Source organism: Pedobacter sp. GQ55 (assembly GCF_059758925.1).
On sequence record NZ_JCAXEI010000008.1, the window covers coordinates 173,246 to 187,856 of the forward strand.

The 14,611-nt window shown below is 39.5% G+C and carries 13 protein-coding genes; 9 read left to right on the top strand and 4 right to left on the bottom strand.

Annotated elements, in window-relative coordinates; all coding sequences use genetic code 11:
• Nucleotides 1–228 precede the first annotated feature (228 nt).
• From AC6CH7_RS19920 to AC6CH7_RS19950, 7 genes are all read left to right on the top strand, one after another.
• Nucleotides 229–3,555, top strand: a complete 3,327-nt coding sequence (locus AC6CH7_RS19920; RefSeq protein WP_498264381.1) for a TonB-dependent receptor — start codon at nt 229–231, stop codon at nt 3,553–3,555.
• Nucleotides 3,556–3,598: 43 nt separating this feature from the next.
• Nucleotides 3,599–5,182, top strand: coding sequence for a RagB/SusD family nutrient uptake outer membrane protein (locus AC6CH7_RS19925; RefSeq protein ID WP_498264382.1), 1,584 nt, complete (start codon nt 3,599–3,601; stop codon nt 5,180–5,182).
• Between the two features lie 5 nt (nt 5,183–5,187).
• Entirely contained in the window at nt 5,188–6,180 is a 993-nt protein-coding gene (locus AC6CH7_RS19930) for a DUF6528 family protein (protein ID WP_498264383.1), read from the top strand.
• Nucleotides 6,181–6,224: 44 nt separating this feature from the next.
• Entirely contained in the window at nt 6,225–7,064 is an 840-nt protein-coding gene (locus tag AC6CH7_RS19935) for a helix-turn-helix transcriptional regulator (RefSeq protein ID WP_498264384.1), read from the top strand.
• 69 nt (nt 7,065–7,133) lie between these two features.
• Nucleotides 7,134–7,541 (top strand): DinB family protein, encoded by a 408-nt coding sequence (locus tag AC6CH7_RS19940; protein ID WP_498264385.1) that lies wholly within the window; start codon nt 7,134–7,136, stop codon nt 7,539–7,541.
• A gap of 25 nt (nt 7,542–7,566) precedes the next feature.
• Nucleotides 7,567–7,860, top strand: a complete 294-nt coding sequence (locus tag AC6CH7_RS19945) for a DUF1330 domain-containing protein (RefSeq protein ID WP_498264386.1) — start codon at nt 7,567–7,569, stop codon at nt 7,858–7,860.
• 245 nt (nt 7,861–8,105) lie between these two features.
• Nucleotides 8,106–8,795 carry a transposase gene (locus AC6CH7_RS19950; RefSeq protein ID WP_498264387.1) on the top strand — a complete coding sequence of 230 codons (690 nt, stop codon included), beginning with the start codon at nt 8,106–8,108 and terminating at the stop codon, nt 8,793–8,795.
• Nucleotides 8,796–8,858: 63 nt separating this feature from the next.
• Here the strand turns inward: AC6CH7_RS19950 and AC6CH7_RS19955 are convergent, their stop codons facing one another.
• The 3 genes from AC6CH7_RS19955 to AC6CH7_RS19965 all read right to left on the bottom strand — a co-directional run bounded on the left by AC6CH7_RS19955 (nt 8,859) and on the right by AC6CH7_RS19965 (nt 11,252).
• A complete protein-coding gene (locus AC6CH7_RS19955) occupies nt 8,859–9,827 on the bottom strand; it encodes a c-type cytochrome (RefSeq protein WP_498264388.1) in 969 nt (322 codons plus the stop codon).
• Nucleotides 9,828–9,930: 103 nt separating this feature from the next.
• Complete coding sequence (locus tag AC6CH7_RS19960; protein ID WP_498264389.1) at nt 9,931–10,587, bottom strand: NAD(P)-dependent oxidoreductase; 657 nt, start codon at nt 10,585–10,587, stop codon at nt 9,931–9,933.
• 68 nt (nt 10,588–10,655) lie between these two features.
• Entirely contained in the window at nt 10,656–11,252 is a 597-nt protein-coding gene (locus AC6CH7_RS19965) for a short chain dehydrogenase (protein ID WP_498264390.1), read from the bottom strand.
• Between the two features lie 95 nt (nt 11,253–11,347).
• Here AC6CH7_RS19965 and AC6CH7_RS19970 point away from each other — a divergent pair, with 95 nt between their 5' ends.
• Together AC6CH7_RS19970 and AC6CH7_RS19975 are read left to right on the top strand one after the other, a co-directional pair.
• Nucleotides 11,348–11,698 (top strand): winged helix-turn-helix transcriptional regulator, encoded by a 351-nt coding sequence (locus tag AC6CH7_RS19970; RefSeq protein ID WP_498264391.1) that lies wholly within the window; start codon nt 11,348–11,350, stop codon nt 11,696–11,698.
• 533 nt (nt 11,699–12,231) lie between these two features.
• A complete protein-coding gene (locus tag AC6CH7_RS19975; protein ID WP_498264392.1) occupies nt 12,232–13,344 on the top strand; it encodes a Fic family protein in 1,113 nt (370 codons plus the stop codon).
• Nucleotides 13,345–14,065: 721 nt separating this feature from the next.
• On the opposite strand, the gene AC6CH7_RS19980 is transcribed toward AC6CH7_RS19975, so the two are convergent.
• Complete coding sequence (locus AC6CH7_RS19980; protein WP_498264393.1) at nt 14,066–14,599, bottom strand: hypothetical protein; 534 nt, start codon at nt 14,597–14,599, stop codon at nt 14,066–14,068.
• Nucleotides 14,600–14,611: the final 12 nt, after the last annotated feature.

The window sequence follows — 14,611 nt, forward strand, 5'->3', positions numbered from 1 at the left end:
ACCAAAAAAACATGAAAAACAAAGAAAATTCTGCTTAACACCACCTCAAAAAATGGTTATCTGGATAAAAAGTCAGGAACACTCGCGATGTTCCTGATTCAATATCTGATCAATCAAAAAGCATTGCGAACACAATATTTATTAATCTAAACAGACAAACAAATGTATAAAAATTTTACGATTTTTCTTTGTACGGCCACCGGCTACACCAGGAAATTCCTGCTGATTATGAAAATTACAACAATTTTAATACTCGCAGCATTAATGCAGGTAAGTGCTTCAGGCCTAGCACAACGCATTACGCTCAATCAAAGATCCATCGCGCTTAAGCATGTTTTCAATGAGATCAATAAACAAACAGGCTACAACATCTTATGGTCGGCAGAAAAAGTAAAAAGCAATCAAAAAGTTGATGTAAATTTTAATAACCTACCCCTCAAAGAAGCACTCGATAAATGTCTGGAAGGTCTTTCATTAACCTACACCATAGAAGACAAGATTGTAGTTATAAGGGAACAAGAAAAGAGCTTTATAGATCGTTTCATAGACAGACTAAATGATATTGAGGTAACAGGAAAAGTAACAGACCAAAGTGGCAATCCTATACCCGGTGTATATGTTACAATAAAAGGTACAAATCAGACCGTGTCTACAAACGTCAACGGCAAATATAGTATTGTCGTTTCCGATCCTAATTCCACGCTTATCTATAAATATGTCGGTCTGATCAGTCAGGAAATCAAAATTGAAAACAGAACACAGATCGATGTTATCTTAAAAGAAGATCAACAACAACTTACCGAGGTTGCAGTGGTAGGATATGGTGTCACAAAAAAAGTGAATCTGACTGGGTCAATATCCGTGTTAAACATGGCAACAAGAGAGAACAGACCCCTTACTAACGCCAGCCAGGCACTACAAGGCGTTTCCGGTCTTTGGGTAAATCAAGCAGGGGGTAAGCCTGGTCAGGACGTTGGCACCATCAGGATCAGAGGCGTCAGTCAAATAGGCTCATCAGGAAATAACAATCCGCTAGTACTAGTAGATGGGATTGAATATCCTTTGGGCGAGATCAATCCTGATTTTATAGAAACAATAACTGTTCTTAAAGACGCATCAGCTGCAATTTATGGATCGAGAGGTGCCAATGGCGTAATACTGATAACTACGAAAGCTGGCAAAAGTGGTAAAACAGAAATCAATTATAATTTCAATTACGGAATTCAGAATGCCACTGCACTACCTGATGTTCTTTGGGACCCCATCCAATACATGCAACTCAAAAACCAGGCACTTATTAACGAAGGAAAATCAGCGGCAGCAGTCGACTATTCAGAGGCACAGATTAAGGAATACCAAAATGGGATGAGCACAAATCCCTACGCCTACCCAAACAATAACTGGTTTGATTTAGTATTAAAAAACGGCTATCTGCAGCAACATAACATTAGATTATCCGGAGGTACAGATAAAATATTATATAACATAGGCCTTGGCTATATGGATCAAGACGGAATACTTATTGATGCAAACCATGCAAACAGATATACACTAAACACAAATGTATCGTCCAATATCACGGATAAATTAAAGGTAGGTGCTAATATAATCGGTAATTACCGCAGCTACACAGAGCCTGCTTTCGGTGGTAATGGAGGCAATGCAACCAATTACTATTTCACAAGACTAACAAGAGTGCTTCCAATATTCACTCCCTACACGGAAGACGGTAGATGGGGCTCAGTGGTCTTCCCTACCCCTGGAAGAAACACTATTGAAAACCCTTTAATGCTGTTAAAGGAAGGCCGGGATTTCCGCACACCCCAACGGATCCTGGCCAAAGTATTTGCCGATTATGAGCTCCCCTTCAATCTCAAATATGGCATTAACTTCGGGATCGACAGGTTAGACGGATATGCAAGTGTTTTCACGCCATTAGCCATATCCTATCACCCAATAACCGGAGCACCGAATAATTACAACATAAACCCAAATTCATACGAATACAATGAAAATGAGGTAAATATGTCCTTCTATCAAACGCTGGGCTGGGACAAAACTTTGGGCGGCAGCCATACCATCTCCGCTGTGTTAGGAACTAGTTATAATAACTTCTACCGCAAATCCTTTAACGGACAGATAGAAGGATATTTCGACAACACGCTAACGGATCTTTCTGCGGGCTCAATTAATCCCACGACATCTGGAACAAGAACCAAAGATGTTCTGGCCTCCTATTTTGGCAGGCTAAATTACAATTTTAAAGACAGGTACCTGGTTGAAGCCATTGTCCGCTATGATGGGTCCTCAAGATTCTCAGATAAAAATAAATGGGGGGCATTCCCTTCGGTATCCGCAGCATGGCGTATTGATCAGGAAAGCTTCTTTAAAAGCAATACTATAGATCAGCTAAAGATCCGTGGTTCATGGGGAAAACTTGGAAATCAGGCGGTAGACCTTTACAGTTATCTCAATGCGGTTCGCCTTGGCGCTGATTATTCCTTCAACAATGTGATCAATTCCGGTGCATCCGTAAATGCGTACAATGATCCGGGCATATCATGGGAAACCACCACGACAACAGACCTTGGAATTGATGCGGAAGCGTGGAAAGGCATGCTTGGAATAACTTTCGATGTGTTTAAAAAAAGAACCTCAGGCATCCTTCGTCCTGTTAGCATTCCTCAGCAAGTTGGCGGCTTAACCGGTCCTACAAAAAACGTTGGGGTGGTGGACAATACAGGATTCGATCTCAATTTATCACATCGCAATAACATTGGCAAATTCAACTACGAAATATCCGGTGGGATTAGCTATGTAAAAAATAAGGTAGTAGACCTTGGTGGAGAGACCATCATCAGTGGCCGCAGAATAATTAAGGAAGGATTTCCCATAGACTCCTATTATATTTACCAAGCTGATGGAATCTACCAAAATCAACAGGAAGTAGACAACAGCGCTAAAATAAGCACTGCTGTAAAACCAGGTTACATCCGCTACAAAGACATCAACGGCGACAATAAAATTGATGGCAACGATCGGATAATCACCGGCCGATCTACCCCGCAATACACCTATAGTTTTAACGTAAATCTTGGTTATAAAAATCTAAGCCTTACCTCTTTTTTCCAAGGAGTACAAGGAATAGACCTCTATCCAACGGTAAACCTGGCCCAACCATTCAATAATGGCGCAGGTGTAACGAAAGAATGGGCAACAGACTCATGGACTCCTCAAAATCCCGGCGCAAGATTGCCGATACTTACAACAGCTACAGGTACTCCTGAAATGTATTCAACAGCAAATTCGTCATCATTCTGGTTACAGGATGGATCCTATCTAAGACTTAAAAGCTTGCAGCTAAAATACGATTTCCAGCAAAAATGGATCTCAAAAATAGCCTTAAAAAAACTTGTGCTCTTTGTAAACGCAGAGAACCTTGTAACCTTTACCAAGTTTAAAGGATTTGATCCTGAAAAAGACATCAAATCGGATACATTTTATGAATATCCAACATTGAAAACATTCAACTTTGGAATTAACGCAACATTTTAATTTAATGATCTGACAGGTTTTTAACCTTAAAAAAAATATACAGATGAAAAAGATATCAATTATGCTTTTGTTACTGGTAGCGCTTGTGTCATGTAAGAACGCACTTGAAACTGAGCCGAACGACAGATACACCGAAGAAACATTTTGGACTTCCGAAAAAACAGCTCAGGCCGGGCTCACAGGATGCTACCAGGTTCTAACCTCTAATGGGTTATATGGTTATGCTACTCCCCTTTGGGAGGAAACAGCAACACCAAATGCGTACAATTATGATAATTCTGCAGGTTTTGGTGTAATTGCACTTGGTACACACAATGCCAGCAATGCAGACATTGGCAATATCGTAACCGGCGTAATCGGAACAAGATGGCAGGACTGCTACAGGGGAATAGGAAGATGTAACATGCTCCTTGAAAAAATAGACCCCATCTCCATGTCAAACGCAATGAAAAATCGCATGAAGGCAGAGGCTAAATTTCTTAGGGGTCTTTACTACTCTATTTTGGCAACCTACTATGGCGGTGTCCCCCTAATACTCGCAGCTCCCAATCTTGACGAACAAGCCCGCTTACCAAGAAATACCCGCGCCGAGGTGGTGCAGCAGGTAATCAAAGATCTTGATGAAGCAGCAACGGTTTTACCGGTAAAATATACAGGAAATGATATCGGCAGAGCAACCAGTGGTGCCGCACTCGCCATAAAAGCACGGATGTTGCTATTTGAAGCCAGTCCGCTTAACAACCCAACAAATGACGCCGCTAAATGGACAGCAGCAGCAAACGCAGCAAAAGCCGTAATAGACTTGCCGGGTACAGGATATGGCCTTTTTCCAAATTACAGACAACTATTCTTACCCGCCAATGAAAATAAACAGGAAACTGTTTTCGATGTTCAGTACACCATAGTAACCACAGGATTTGGCAATTCTTTTGACCTCATAGACCGCCAGTATAACACCAATGCGCCATTACGCAGCCTCATCGATGCCTACGATATGAAAGATGGCCTGCCGCCATCACAATCATCTCTATACAATGCATCCAAACCTTATGAAAACCGCGATCCTAGAATGTATCAAACCATAGTTTACCCTGGTGATACTTATATTGGTACCGTTACAACGCCGACAAGCCCATTCAAACAAACCGGCTACGGCGTTAAAAAATATAGCATTTACGATAAGGAAGAAAGCAGTAACCTCATCAATTCTGCTTACCGGTCCGAAACAAATTACATGTTGGTCAGATATGCTGATATCCTTTTAATGTATGCCGAGGCACAAAATGAGATCCTGGCAGCTCCCGATGCATCCGTTAGAGATGCGGTAGAAAAAATCCGCCAAAGGGCAGGCCTGGATCCTTACCAGGTATCAGCCTCATTAACAAAGGAACAAATGCGTGAACTTATTCGCCATGAAAGAAGAATTGAATTTGCCTGCGAGGGATTTTATTACACAGACATCAGAAGATGGAAAACAGCCGAACAGGTAATGGTTGGTGCTATATTTAACGCTCAGAACCAACAAATAGTAACCCGTAGCTTTAATTCAGATAGAGATTACTGGTGGCCAATTGCACAAAAACAAATGGAGTTAAATCCAAACCTCGTTCAAAATCCAAACTACTAAAGAACATGAAAAAACTGTCAGTCCTTATTGCCTCTTTTCTGCTTTTAAGTTCAGCATGCGCAAAAAAAGAAGCTAGAGATACTATAATACCGAAAGATCCCCCGGTAAATCTACCGGAGCCCCCGGCAACAGTTGCAGAATGTAAAAAATGCATTGTGCTTTCTGAGCAATCTCAAAATAGAATTGCCATTGCTGACGTGCCATCAAAAACAATTTTCTGGGATTGGAAGGCAGCAACATCCAACGTAAAACCAGAACACGTGAAATGGTTCACCAACCCCAGCGACGCTAAGGTAGTATACAATGGAAAATACATCCTTACAACTGCTTCCGGAGGGGGTGTAGCACTAATAAGGATTGCAGATAAGAAGACGATTTTTTATGCATACGCAGGAGGTAATCCTCACTCTGCAGAACTGTTACCAGATGGAAATATTGTCAGTGCTTCGAGCACTGACAATTATTTAAAGCTATTCAAAGTAGACACCCTTAATTTTCCTGATAACGTTTACACAAAGATTATCCCTATTGAATTTGGTCATAATGTAGTTTGGGATCAAAAAAATCAACTGCTTTGGTCGGCTGCCATGAATCATCTAAAATCATTCAGTTATAATTTCAATTGCTCAAAGCCCGACCTTACATTAACAGAAACTATATCACTACCAGGCACAGAAGCACATGATCTTTTCCCTGTTTATGGCGAAAATTCTCTTTGGTTAACCAATATCAAAAACGTTTATAAATTTGACGTTGCAACAAAACAGCTCAATCAAGCCAATGTTATTCAAGAGAATATCAAAAGTGTTTCTTCCGGTCCCATCGATTTTCCCACAATAGTATTACGCCCAAAAGAATCGTGGTGGGCAGATGAGGTACTCGACAATAAAGGAAACAGTATATTTGTTCAAAGTGGACTGAAGATATATAAAGCACGCTGGGTAATTCCAAACACGTTTAGCTATCCTCCAAATGCAAGTTTTAAGCAATGCAAATAAGATGTACATTTAACGAACACTTTTAGGAACTATTTAATACAAAAATGGAGGCAACAATACAAACACTTTATAAATCAGATATTTGTGTCGTCCATAATTTTTTATGCCAGTGCACTGACTGCACAGTATCTGGTAAAGAACATCAGGAGAACTTTGTTATTGCTTACATCAGAACTGGAAATTTTCAATTCAAAGTATTCAGAAATAATCTGGATGCTTACCATGGTTTTTTTTTAATTAATAAGCCCGGCTATGAATATAGGGTGGGCCATGATCATAAGTTTCCCGACGAATGTACTATCTTTTCTATTTCAGAGGATAGCTTACAGCAGTTAAAGGAACAAGTTGGTGCACTATCCTGGTTTTTTGACAATCCTGATATTCAATCTGTTTTGGTTAAGGCCACTCCCGAAACGGAATACCTGCATCATTGCATATTTCAGCTTTTACAAACAGTTCGGTTACCCCGGCTCTGGGTAGAAACGCTAATGACTGAGCTCTTCATGCAGGTACTTTTAACGTATGAAAAACCTGCACTACCACCATTGCTAACGGTTAAACAAAAGATGAACTACTTGCCGACTATTGAAACAGTTAAACAGTTCATAAACGAAAATTTTACTGCAGATATTTCTTTGTCCGAACTTGCAGAATTGGGCTATCTAAGCCCTTTTCATTTTAACCGGCTCTTTAAACAGATCACTACAGTTACACCGTATCAATATTTACTGCGTGTACGCTTAAAGTACGCCCACCTTCAACTTTGCAATACTTCAACTCCTGTTTCTGATATTGCTTTCTTAGCAGGATTTAACAGTTTGGTGCATTTTTCTGCCTCATACAAAAAAATGTATGGCGTGTCTCCTTCTTCTACCCGAAAATAAAAAGCGCAATTTTCCTTAAATCTTAGCCGAATCCAGGCTTTAACTTTGCTTTCACAAAAATCACTTTTTATGAAAACGCAATTATTATCAACATTGGAACAGGCTAAAAACTACACATTAAGTGTTGCTGAAATGATGCCCGAAGCTATGTATCATTTTAAACCGGCTGATCCTGTCTGGAATTTCAAGGAACTCCTGCATCATATTGGGTATGGGATACATTGGTATGGAGACAATTACCTTAAAAAGAAAGATACCGCATGGGCACCTCCCGTTCCAACAGAAGACAAAACTTCAACTATAGCTTATCTGAACACAGCATTTGCTGCCTTACGGGCAGCCATAGCTCATATGGAGGAAGATTCAGGAGCTATAAATGGCGTTTATGCTGCCCTTGATCACATCACACATCATCGCGGACAAGCAACCGTTTATTTGCGGTGCAATGGAATTGTACCTCCTGAATATATCTATTAATAATTTAACCTTAACTCAAATTAATATGGCAGTGTATTATATGAACAGCTACGATATTGTAGACACAGAATTATACCAGGAATATGGTCCAAAAGTATACCCAATACTGCAGCGATATGGTGCAGAGATTTTAGCTTCGGATGTAGCACCTATAGTTATGGAAGGTGAAGCTAGGAAGATGAATGCAATTGTTAAATTCCCATCAGAAGAAGCGGCTGTGAATTGCTATAATGATGCAGAATACCAGGCAATAAAAGCGATCAGAATAAATTCAACGGCTAATTGCACAATGGTTCTAGTAAAAGAGTTTAGTCTTTAACACCTAATCGACTAAGAAGCAGGGAGTTAGCTTCCCTGCTGTCTTCTCACACCACTGTAGGTACCGTTCGCTATACAGCGGTTTGCTAGAATGACCTCGTTTGGTATGTCGTTTTCCAATAATAATAGTTGGCAAATCCGTCAAGCCCAAGGCCCAAAAAGAACTTTTTGTCGAGGGTCGTAAGCAATGTGGGGCTATTTGCAGTTTGTTGAGTCCTGAAAAAGGTTGACCAAAATCTTAAAAAAATGGTCAATGATAATTTTAAAAGAAAACAACGTCCACCCAGGCGTTACAGTGAAAACTTTAAACAGTTAGTAGTTAGCGAATATGAATCTGGGGGTCTAAACAAGGGTCAGCTGCAGCGTAAGTATGATATCCGGGGTAATCACTGCATCCAAAATTGGTTAAGAAAATATGGTAAATTAGTCTATCCAATTTACAAAAGTATAGGCAGACCGATGAACGATAAAGAACAACAACATATCAAGGAACTGGAGGCTGAACTAAAGCAAGAAAACAAGGTTCTTGAAAAGAAACTCAAAGAAGCAGAGCTTCAACTTGCTGTATATAAAAAATTTGTAGAGATCGCCGAACGTGAATATAAATATAGAGATCCGAAAAAAGTCTGGCGCCAGGCACTCCAGGAAATAGCACTTCTATATGACAAGATTAGTATTTCTAGGTTGTGCAGACTGTTTGGCTATACAAAACAGGCCTTTTACAAAGGCAAGAAGAATGCCATGCAAAGAATACTGAAGCATCAACAGGTTAAAGAAATGGTTCTGGATATCCGTCGCCAGCTGCCCCGGACCGGGGTACGAAAACTCCATTTTATGTTGCGGGAGAACATGGAAAGTAAAAACATAAAAATAGGGCGTGATAAGTTATTTGAAATTTTACGTGCTGAGCATCTCTTAATTATCAAAAGACGCTAGTATACTAAGACCACTAATTCTAAGCATTGGATGAAAAATCACATGCCAAGGAGCGTTAACAAATCACAATTTTTGAAACGCAACAACCTGATTTTTGATCGGTTTGATAGTCCTTAAATAGGCATAGATAGCTGCAAGATCATTGGTCTTCATCCCAGCGTACATATACCATGGCATTGGTATATGTGGATCGCCGGGGTTAAGTTTAGTCGCTTGCTTTTCTTTACCCTCAAAGCTTTTAAACCGTTGGATGAATATATCTTTACTCCATAATCCTATACCAGTTAGTTTATCTGGTGTGATATTTGCAGAATGTACAACACCTCCCTGCTGTTTAAATTCCATCCCGCCGCCAAACTCTGTCCCTGGGATTATATCACCGTGATATCTTTTACTATGACAATCTACACAAGCCGCTGCGTTAACTAGGTAAGCGCCATATTTGATGGTATCATTTTCCGATGGTAGCTTACCTAAATTTGTCTTATGTGGCATGGTATTAATGATAAAATTGACAGGGAAGTCAATTTCTGACGCCGGTATATCCTTTTTAATTGCAGGAAGTGTACGCAAATAAGCAATAATGCTATACACGTCTTCTTTATCCATCTGCCCTATATGGTCCCAAGGCATTAGTGGAAAGACGGCTTTGCCAAATTTGTTCTCCCCGGTAGTTAGCGCCCTGAATATTTCGCCATCCGTCCAACTGAGTAATTTATAAGGGGTTATGTTAGATGCGTAAAACTTTCCGGGAAGGCCCATCTGCTGATCAAATTTTTCCCCGCCAGCACCGAAGCCGCCCACCACCGGGCTTGCGAACAAACTCTCGTCCTTGGTGCTGTGACAGTCCATACAAACAGAAACGTGGTTGGCTAAATAATTGCCACGTTTTATTCGTTCTGCTGTGCGTTCTATTTTAATTTGAGGCGCTGCGCCTGTGTCTGGTAATGCTACCTTTACATAAATGCCGGTGGCAGCCACTACTACCAACAATCCGAGTAGGATAAATCCAGTTATTTTGAATGCTTTCATATTATGCTAATTTTGTGCTTATACGTTTTAATGACATAAAAAATTGGGACAAAACCGACCAATGGCAAGTGCCAAGGTAGCGGCTTTGCACCTCCCAGCTACATTAGTTTTCAGAAATGGTTGGGCTTTTCCTATCGTACTTATCGGATTTTACTATATCAACCATGAATTTAGCTACGCTTTGCCTGCTGATTTGTAAACTTGGTTTAGGAAAGTTATTAAAACTCACCTTTAAAGTTTTTATCTTTCTGGAGTCACTTAAGGCAACAGGCCGTACAGCCGTCCAATTTAAGTTTGAAGCTGCTAATAGTTTTTCCTCTAATTCGTGTTCCGCGTAAACAGGACGGAGGTTAGTGTAGTTAATTAACCACCTGAGCCAAAAAGGGATCTCTTTTTTGGTCTCTCCGACACCCCACGCAGAGACCGTAATTAAACGTTTTAGGTTTTGTTGATCCGCTTCGGCTATCACATTTTTTATGCTTTCAGATATGAAATTTGAGGGAGTTACTAATTTAGACCAGGGAGCATCTGAGGCTCTGACAATACCCAAAGCACTTATTATTAGATCACACCCTTGCATTGCAGCTGCTAAATCTGCTCGACGGGTCGGTGTTCCCTGATATACTTTAATTGATTTTGAACTAAAGGATATTTTGTTTTTATCTCGTACCAAAACGTTTAAATCATATCCTTGCTTTAGTGCCTCTTCAGCAATAAGACGACCGGTTCTACCAGTGGCCCCTAAAATGAGTATTTTCATAATTTTTATTTTACTTGTTTGTTATTTCATTTATTGAAGACAAACCATTTTTATCTTTTGAGCGCCTGTTATAACACTTTATAAATCTGGCCGGTTTGTCCGCCCAGCACGCTTTTGACATAAGCCTGTGTAACCCGGCTCATTGTGACAGGAACATGTCCCGGGAAATATGAAAAATAGGCCGTAGATTCTTCAACTATATCAGGCCCAACCGCATTTATACGCACGCCGTTCTCCAACTCTATCGCTGCGCCCTTTACAAATCCATTGATCGCTCCATTCATCGTACTGATGTTTGCTCCCATAACAATCGGATCATCGGCCAACGCACCTGATGTTAAGGTAAACGAGCCCTTCGGATTGATATAATGCTGCCCAATCAATACCAGGTTAACCTGGCCCATCAATTTGCTGTTTACACCAATTCTGAAATCAGCCTCTTTCATACTAATCAGAGGTCCGAACTGTGCATCCCCGGCAGTGCAAATTAAGGCATCAAATTTTCCGACCTTTTTATAAAAGTTTTCTATGGATTCAGTTGACGATATATCTACCTGTATAGCAGAACTTTTTATACCAGCCTTAATTACTTCATGATCTTTTTGTAATGCGGCGGTTATGTGTTTTCCGATGGTACCTGTGGCACCTATTATTAATATTTTCATTTTCACTTTTTTAAACAAAACTATTCCATAACTTTACCTTTGTCAAGTAATGGCACATTTGTCAAGTATTGACATTTAAGACACTAACGCTCATTATGAACATGTTAGCAGAAAAAATAATTGAAAAAAAAGTAGAGCTGGATTGTGATTGCTCAATAATAGAGTCAATCAGTATCATAAGCGGCAAGTGGAAACCCGTTATTATCTGGATGTTATTATCAGGTCCGAGGCGATTTGGTGAGTTGCATAAAGCAATTGATGGTATAGCACTAAAGGTATTATCCAGGCATTTAAAAGAACTGGAGGCCGATGGCATCATAAATCGGAAGGTATATGCCGAAGTCCCACCAAAGGTGGAGTATACACTCACTGAAAAGGGGATGTCGCTCAACGATGTGATGCAGCTATTAGCAGAATGGGGTAAAAAGAATACAATAACCACATAAGAATCACTTTCTGACCCAAAACCGTTCTATATGGAGGTGATGTACACTTAAAAATGGAGGTGTTAGTTTCGGAAAAAACAGCATCTTTATGAAAAAAAATATCGAACTCCCAAATCGAACGAAGCGACGGCCTTAATATATCAGATTAACAACAAGTTACAGGAAAACAAAAACGAGAAAGAACCACTTTTTTCCGATTTTTCCCGTGAAGTGGTCTCGGCGACACCGATTTCAAACTTATTTTTGGAAGATTTACAGCTAATTATTGACATTCTAGGTCATGAAGGAGGATTTTAAATATCTCGGCGAGACGGATTTCAAACTTTTTTAGTATTGTAGTATGGGTTAAACCGTTCGCACCTATATGTCCAATTTTATCAAATAAATGAACATATGGTGGTTTTATGTCCATTTACTTATCCTTTTTCACGACGTGTTCATATTTTTTAAAAAACTGAACACGTCGTACTTATATGTCCAACCACTATGTGTATATTTGTTTATAAGTTCAATATCATCGAAAAACTGAACATATGCCATACGATAGAACACAGCCTTTCAACGATCTTCCATTTCTACCTCCACTTAAAAATATGGAAGAAGATGTTGAAGTGATGAAGAAACTCGTCACTGCTTCCCGTGCTTTGGCGACTACAAATTCCAGTATCCATAGACTTCCAAACCCTACCATGCTCATCAATACCATTGCACTTCAAGAGGCACAAACCTCTACAGCAATCGAGAACATATTTACCACCGAAGATGAACTTTACAAGGCGGTGTCAGAAACTATTCGGGAAGAAAATATAAAACCAGCTACAAAGGAGGTACTTCGCTATCGGGAGGCATTATGGGAAGGATACAACATCACCCAAGAAAAAGGGAAGATGGACATGGATAGTATCATTAGCATCTTTAGACAGATTAAGAACTCTACAGCTGGAATAAGGCCACCACAGACCCTTACGGTGATTAGACGCGGACAAAGCGAATTCAGATCGGGCGAGGTAATATATACTCCTCCAAGAGGAGCGGGCATCATTGAAGCCAAGATGGAAAATCTGATCGAGTACCTAAATGACGATAAGAAATACCCTACCGACCCTCTGATCAAAATGTGCATTGCCCATTATCAGTTTGAAGCCATACACCCATTTTCAGATGGAAACGGAAGAACCGGTAGGATTTTGAACCTTTTATACCTTGTGAACAAAGGCCTATTAGGGCAACCAGTACTCTATCTTTCCAAATACATCATGATCAACAAGGACGACTATTACCACCATCTGAGCGGGGTTACCCAGCGTGGTGCATGGAAGCCATGGGTGATGTACATGTTAGATGCTGTAGAGAAAACAGCAGCGCTGACCAATCAATTAATCACAAGTATTCTCAACCAAATTGAGGCGACACTTGCCCATGGCAAGACAACCATTAAATGGTACAACAAAGAGGTCAATGAGGCGGTCTTCAGCCAACCCTACATCAAGCCAAAATTCATAGGAGAATTATTGGGCATTACCTCAAGAACTACGCTGACCAAATACTTCGGCGAGCTGGTGGCTGCTAAAATCCTGAGCCCAGCTAAAGATGGAAAAGAGGTATATTACATCAACGATGATCTTATCCAAATTCTGAAAGGCTAATTGCAGGATTAATTTCAAATATATTTTGCAATATCCACAACTGATTATGACAGATTGATTTTATGGACGCCACTTGGAGAGAAAACAATATCGATATTGAAAAAATACAATCTTTTGTGACAACTAGACTTAATAAAAGTCGAGGGCCTAATTTGTTATTTAATCAGCTGTGTGATAGCTACATGATTATGCAGCACAAGATACTAAAATGTTATATATTTGATGATTTTGACACCCTATACGTAGAAGCAGATGATGGAAAAGGTGTTCTTAATGTGATATTTAATTGATTATTAACAACGAAGTTGAAATACAGGATGTCAATGCGTAAAATCGAGATAGAAAAAACTACTAATGCAAATCTGCATGTACAGTTCTTTATATCCAAATCAGAAATCACCGAAATTAAGTTAATTGAAGTCAAAATAAACCCCTAAAGTCCTGTATTGTCGATATATGCTAAAAAGCCTTAAGATAATTCTTAAGGCTTTTCCAATTTTGTGGTCCCGACGAGAATCGAACTCTTCAGGTAACCAACAAACTGTCAATGAATTATAAATATTAAAATCTACTACTCACCGAATAACTCACTGGTATTGAATACGTTTTAGCTGCAATTGCTATACTGCTAATTTACGTAAGAGCCAGAACTTTTGCAAATCCAATCGGCCATTCCAACATTATCTTGTCCTTCAGCTTAGATTACAGTACAAACCGTTTTCTACTTAAATTTTATATCTTTTATAATCCTATTGATAGGTTCCGTGGCCTTCTTTTTATCGGCGAGTTCATATTCCAATACACCATTTAATATTTTCTTGTTGTTTTTGCTTACAGCAAAAAAAGAATATCTGCCTGTCTTGTCATCATCAAACTCAAAATCTATAACAAGGACTCTATATTGATCAAATATTTTAATTCTTGAATTATAAGGTTTCCCAGGGGTCCAACTATTCATTTCTTTGAACCCGTTATCCATTTCTTCAAGATGATTCTTTTTTAATTCGCCACTTGCAGCATTTATAAGGAGGAACATGCCATTTAGTTCATAGACTTCACCAACATTAGGCTCAGTGCGACCTATTACTGAATTTTTACTTTTACCAATTCTTGAATTTTTGCTTTTGGCAACATCGATCCTTTTTGTCCCTTTTAAGTCAATTTGAGCTATATTCGTTAGAGCCGTTTCCTGACTCATTGCAACGTTATTAAATATTATTCCAAATATTAAGCAAGAAATTATTTTGATCTTCATATTATTTAACTT

Bases quoted from the DNA above. Each gene is read 5' to 3' on its own strand.
- AC6CH7_RS19960 (WP_498264389.1), bottom strand. From the start codon at position 10,587: ATGAAAATACTCATTTTAGGGGCCACTGGTAGAACCGGTCGTCTTATT.
- AC6CH7_RS19945 (WP_498264386.1), top strand. From the start codon at position 7,567: ATGGCAGTGTATTATATGAACAGCTACGATATTGTAGACACAGAATTA.
- AC6CH7_RS19965 (WP_498264390.1), bottom strand. From the start codon at position 11,252: ATGAAAATATTAATAATAGGTGCCACAGGTACCATCGGAAAACACATA.
- AC6CH7_RS19920 (WP_498264381.1), top strand. From the start codon at position 229: ATGAAAATTACAACAATTTTAATACTCGCAGCATTAATGCAGGTAAGT.
- AC6CH7_RS19980 (WP_498264393.1), bottom strand. From the start codon at position 14,599: ATGAAGATCAAAATAATTTCTTGCTTAATATTTGGAATAATATTTAAT.
- AC6CH7_RS19970 (WP_498264391.1), top strand. From the start codon at position 11,348: ATGAACATGTTAGCAGAAAAAATAATTGAAAAAAAAGTAGAGCTGGAT.
- AC6CH7_RS19955 (WP_498264388.1), bottom strand. From the start codon at position 9,827: ATGAAAGCATTCAAAATAACTGGATTTATCCTACTCGGATTGTTGGTA.
- AC6CH7_RS19975 (WP_498264392.1), top strand. From the start codon at position 12,232: ATGCCATACGATAGAACACAGCCTTTCAACGATCTTCCATTTCTACCT.
- AC6CH7_RS19935 (WP_498264384.1), top strand. From the start codon at position 6,225: ATGGAGGCAACAATACAAACACTTTATAAATCAGATATTTGTGTCGTC.
- AC6CH7_RS19950 (WP_498264387.1), top strand. From the start codon at position 8,106: ATGGTCAATGATAATTTTAAAAGAAAACAACGTCCACCCAGGCGTTAC.
- AC6CH7_RS19940 (WP_498264385.1), top strand. From the start codon at position 7,134: ATGAAAACGCAATTATTATCAACATTGGAACAGGCTAAAAACTACACA.
- AC6CH7_RS19925 (WP_498264382.1), top strand. From the start codon at position 3,599: ATGAAAAAGATATCAATTATGCTTTTGTTACTGGTAGCGCTTGTGTCA.
- AC6CH7_RS19930 (WP_498264383.1), top strand. From the start codon at position 5,188: ATGAAAAAACTGTCAGTCCTTATTGCCTCTTTTCTGCTTTTAAGTTCA.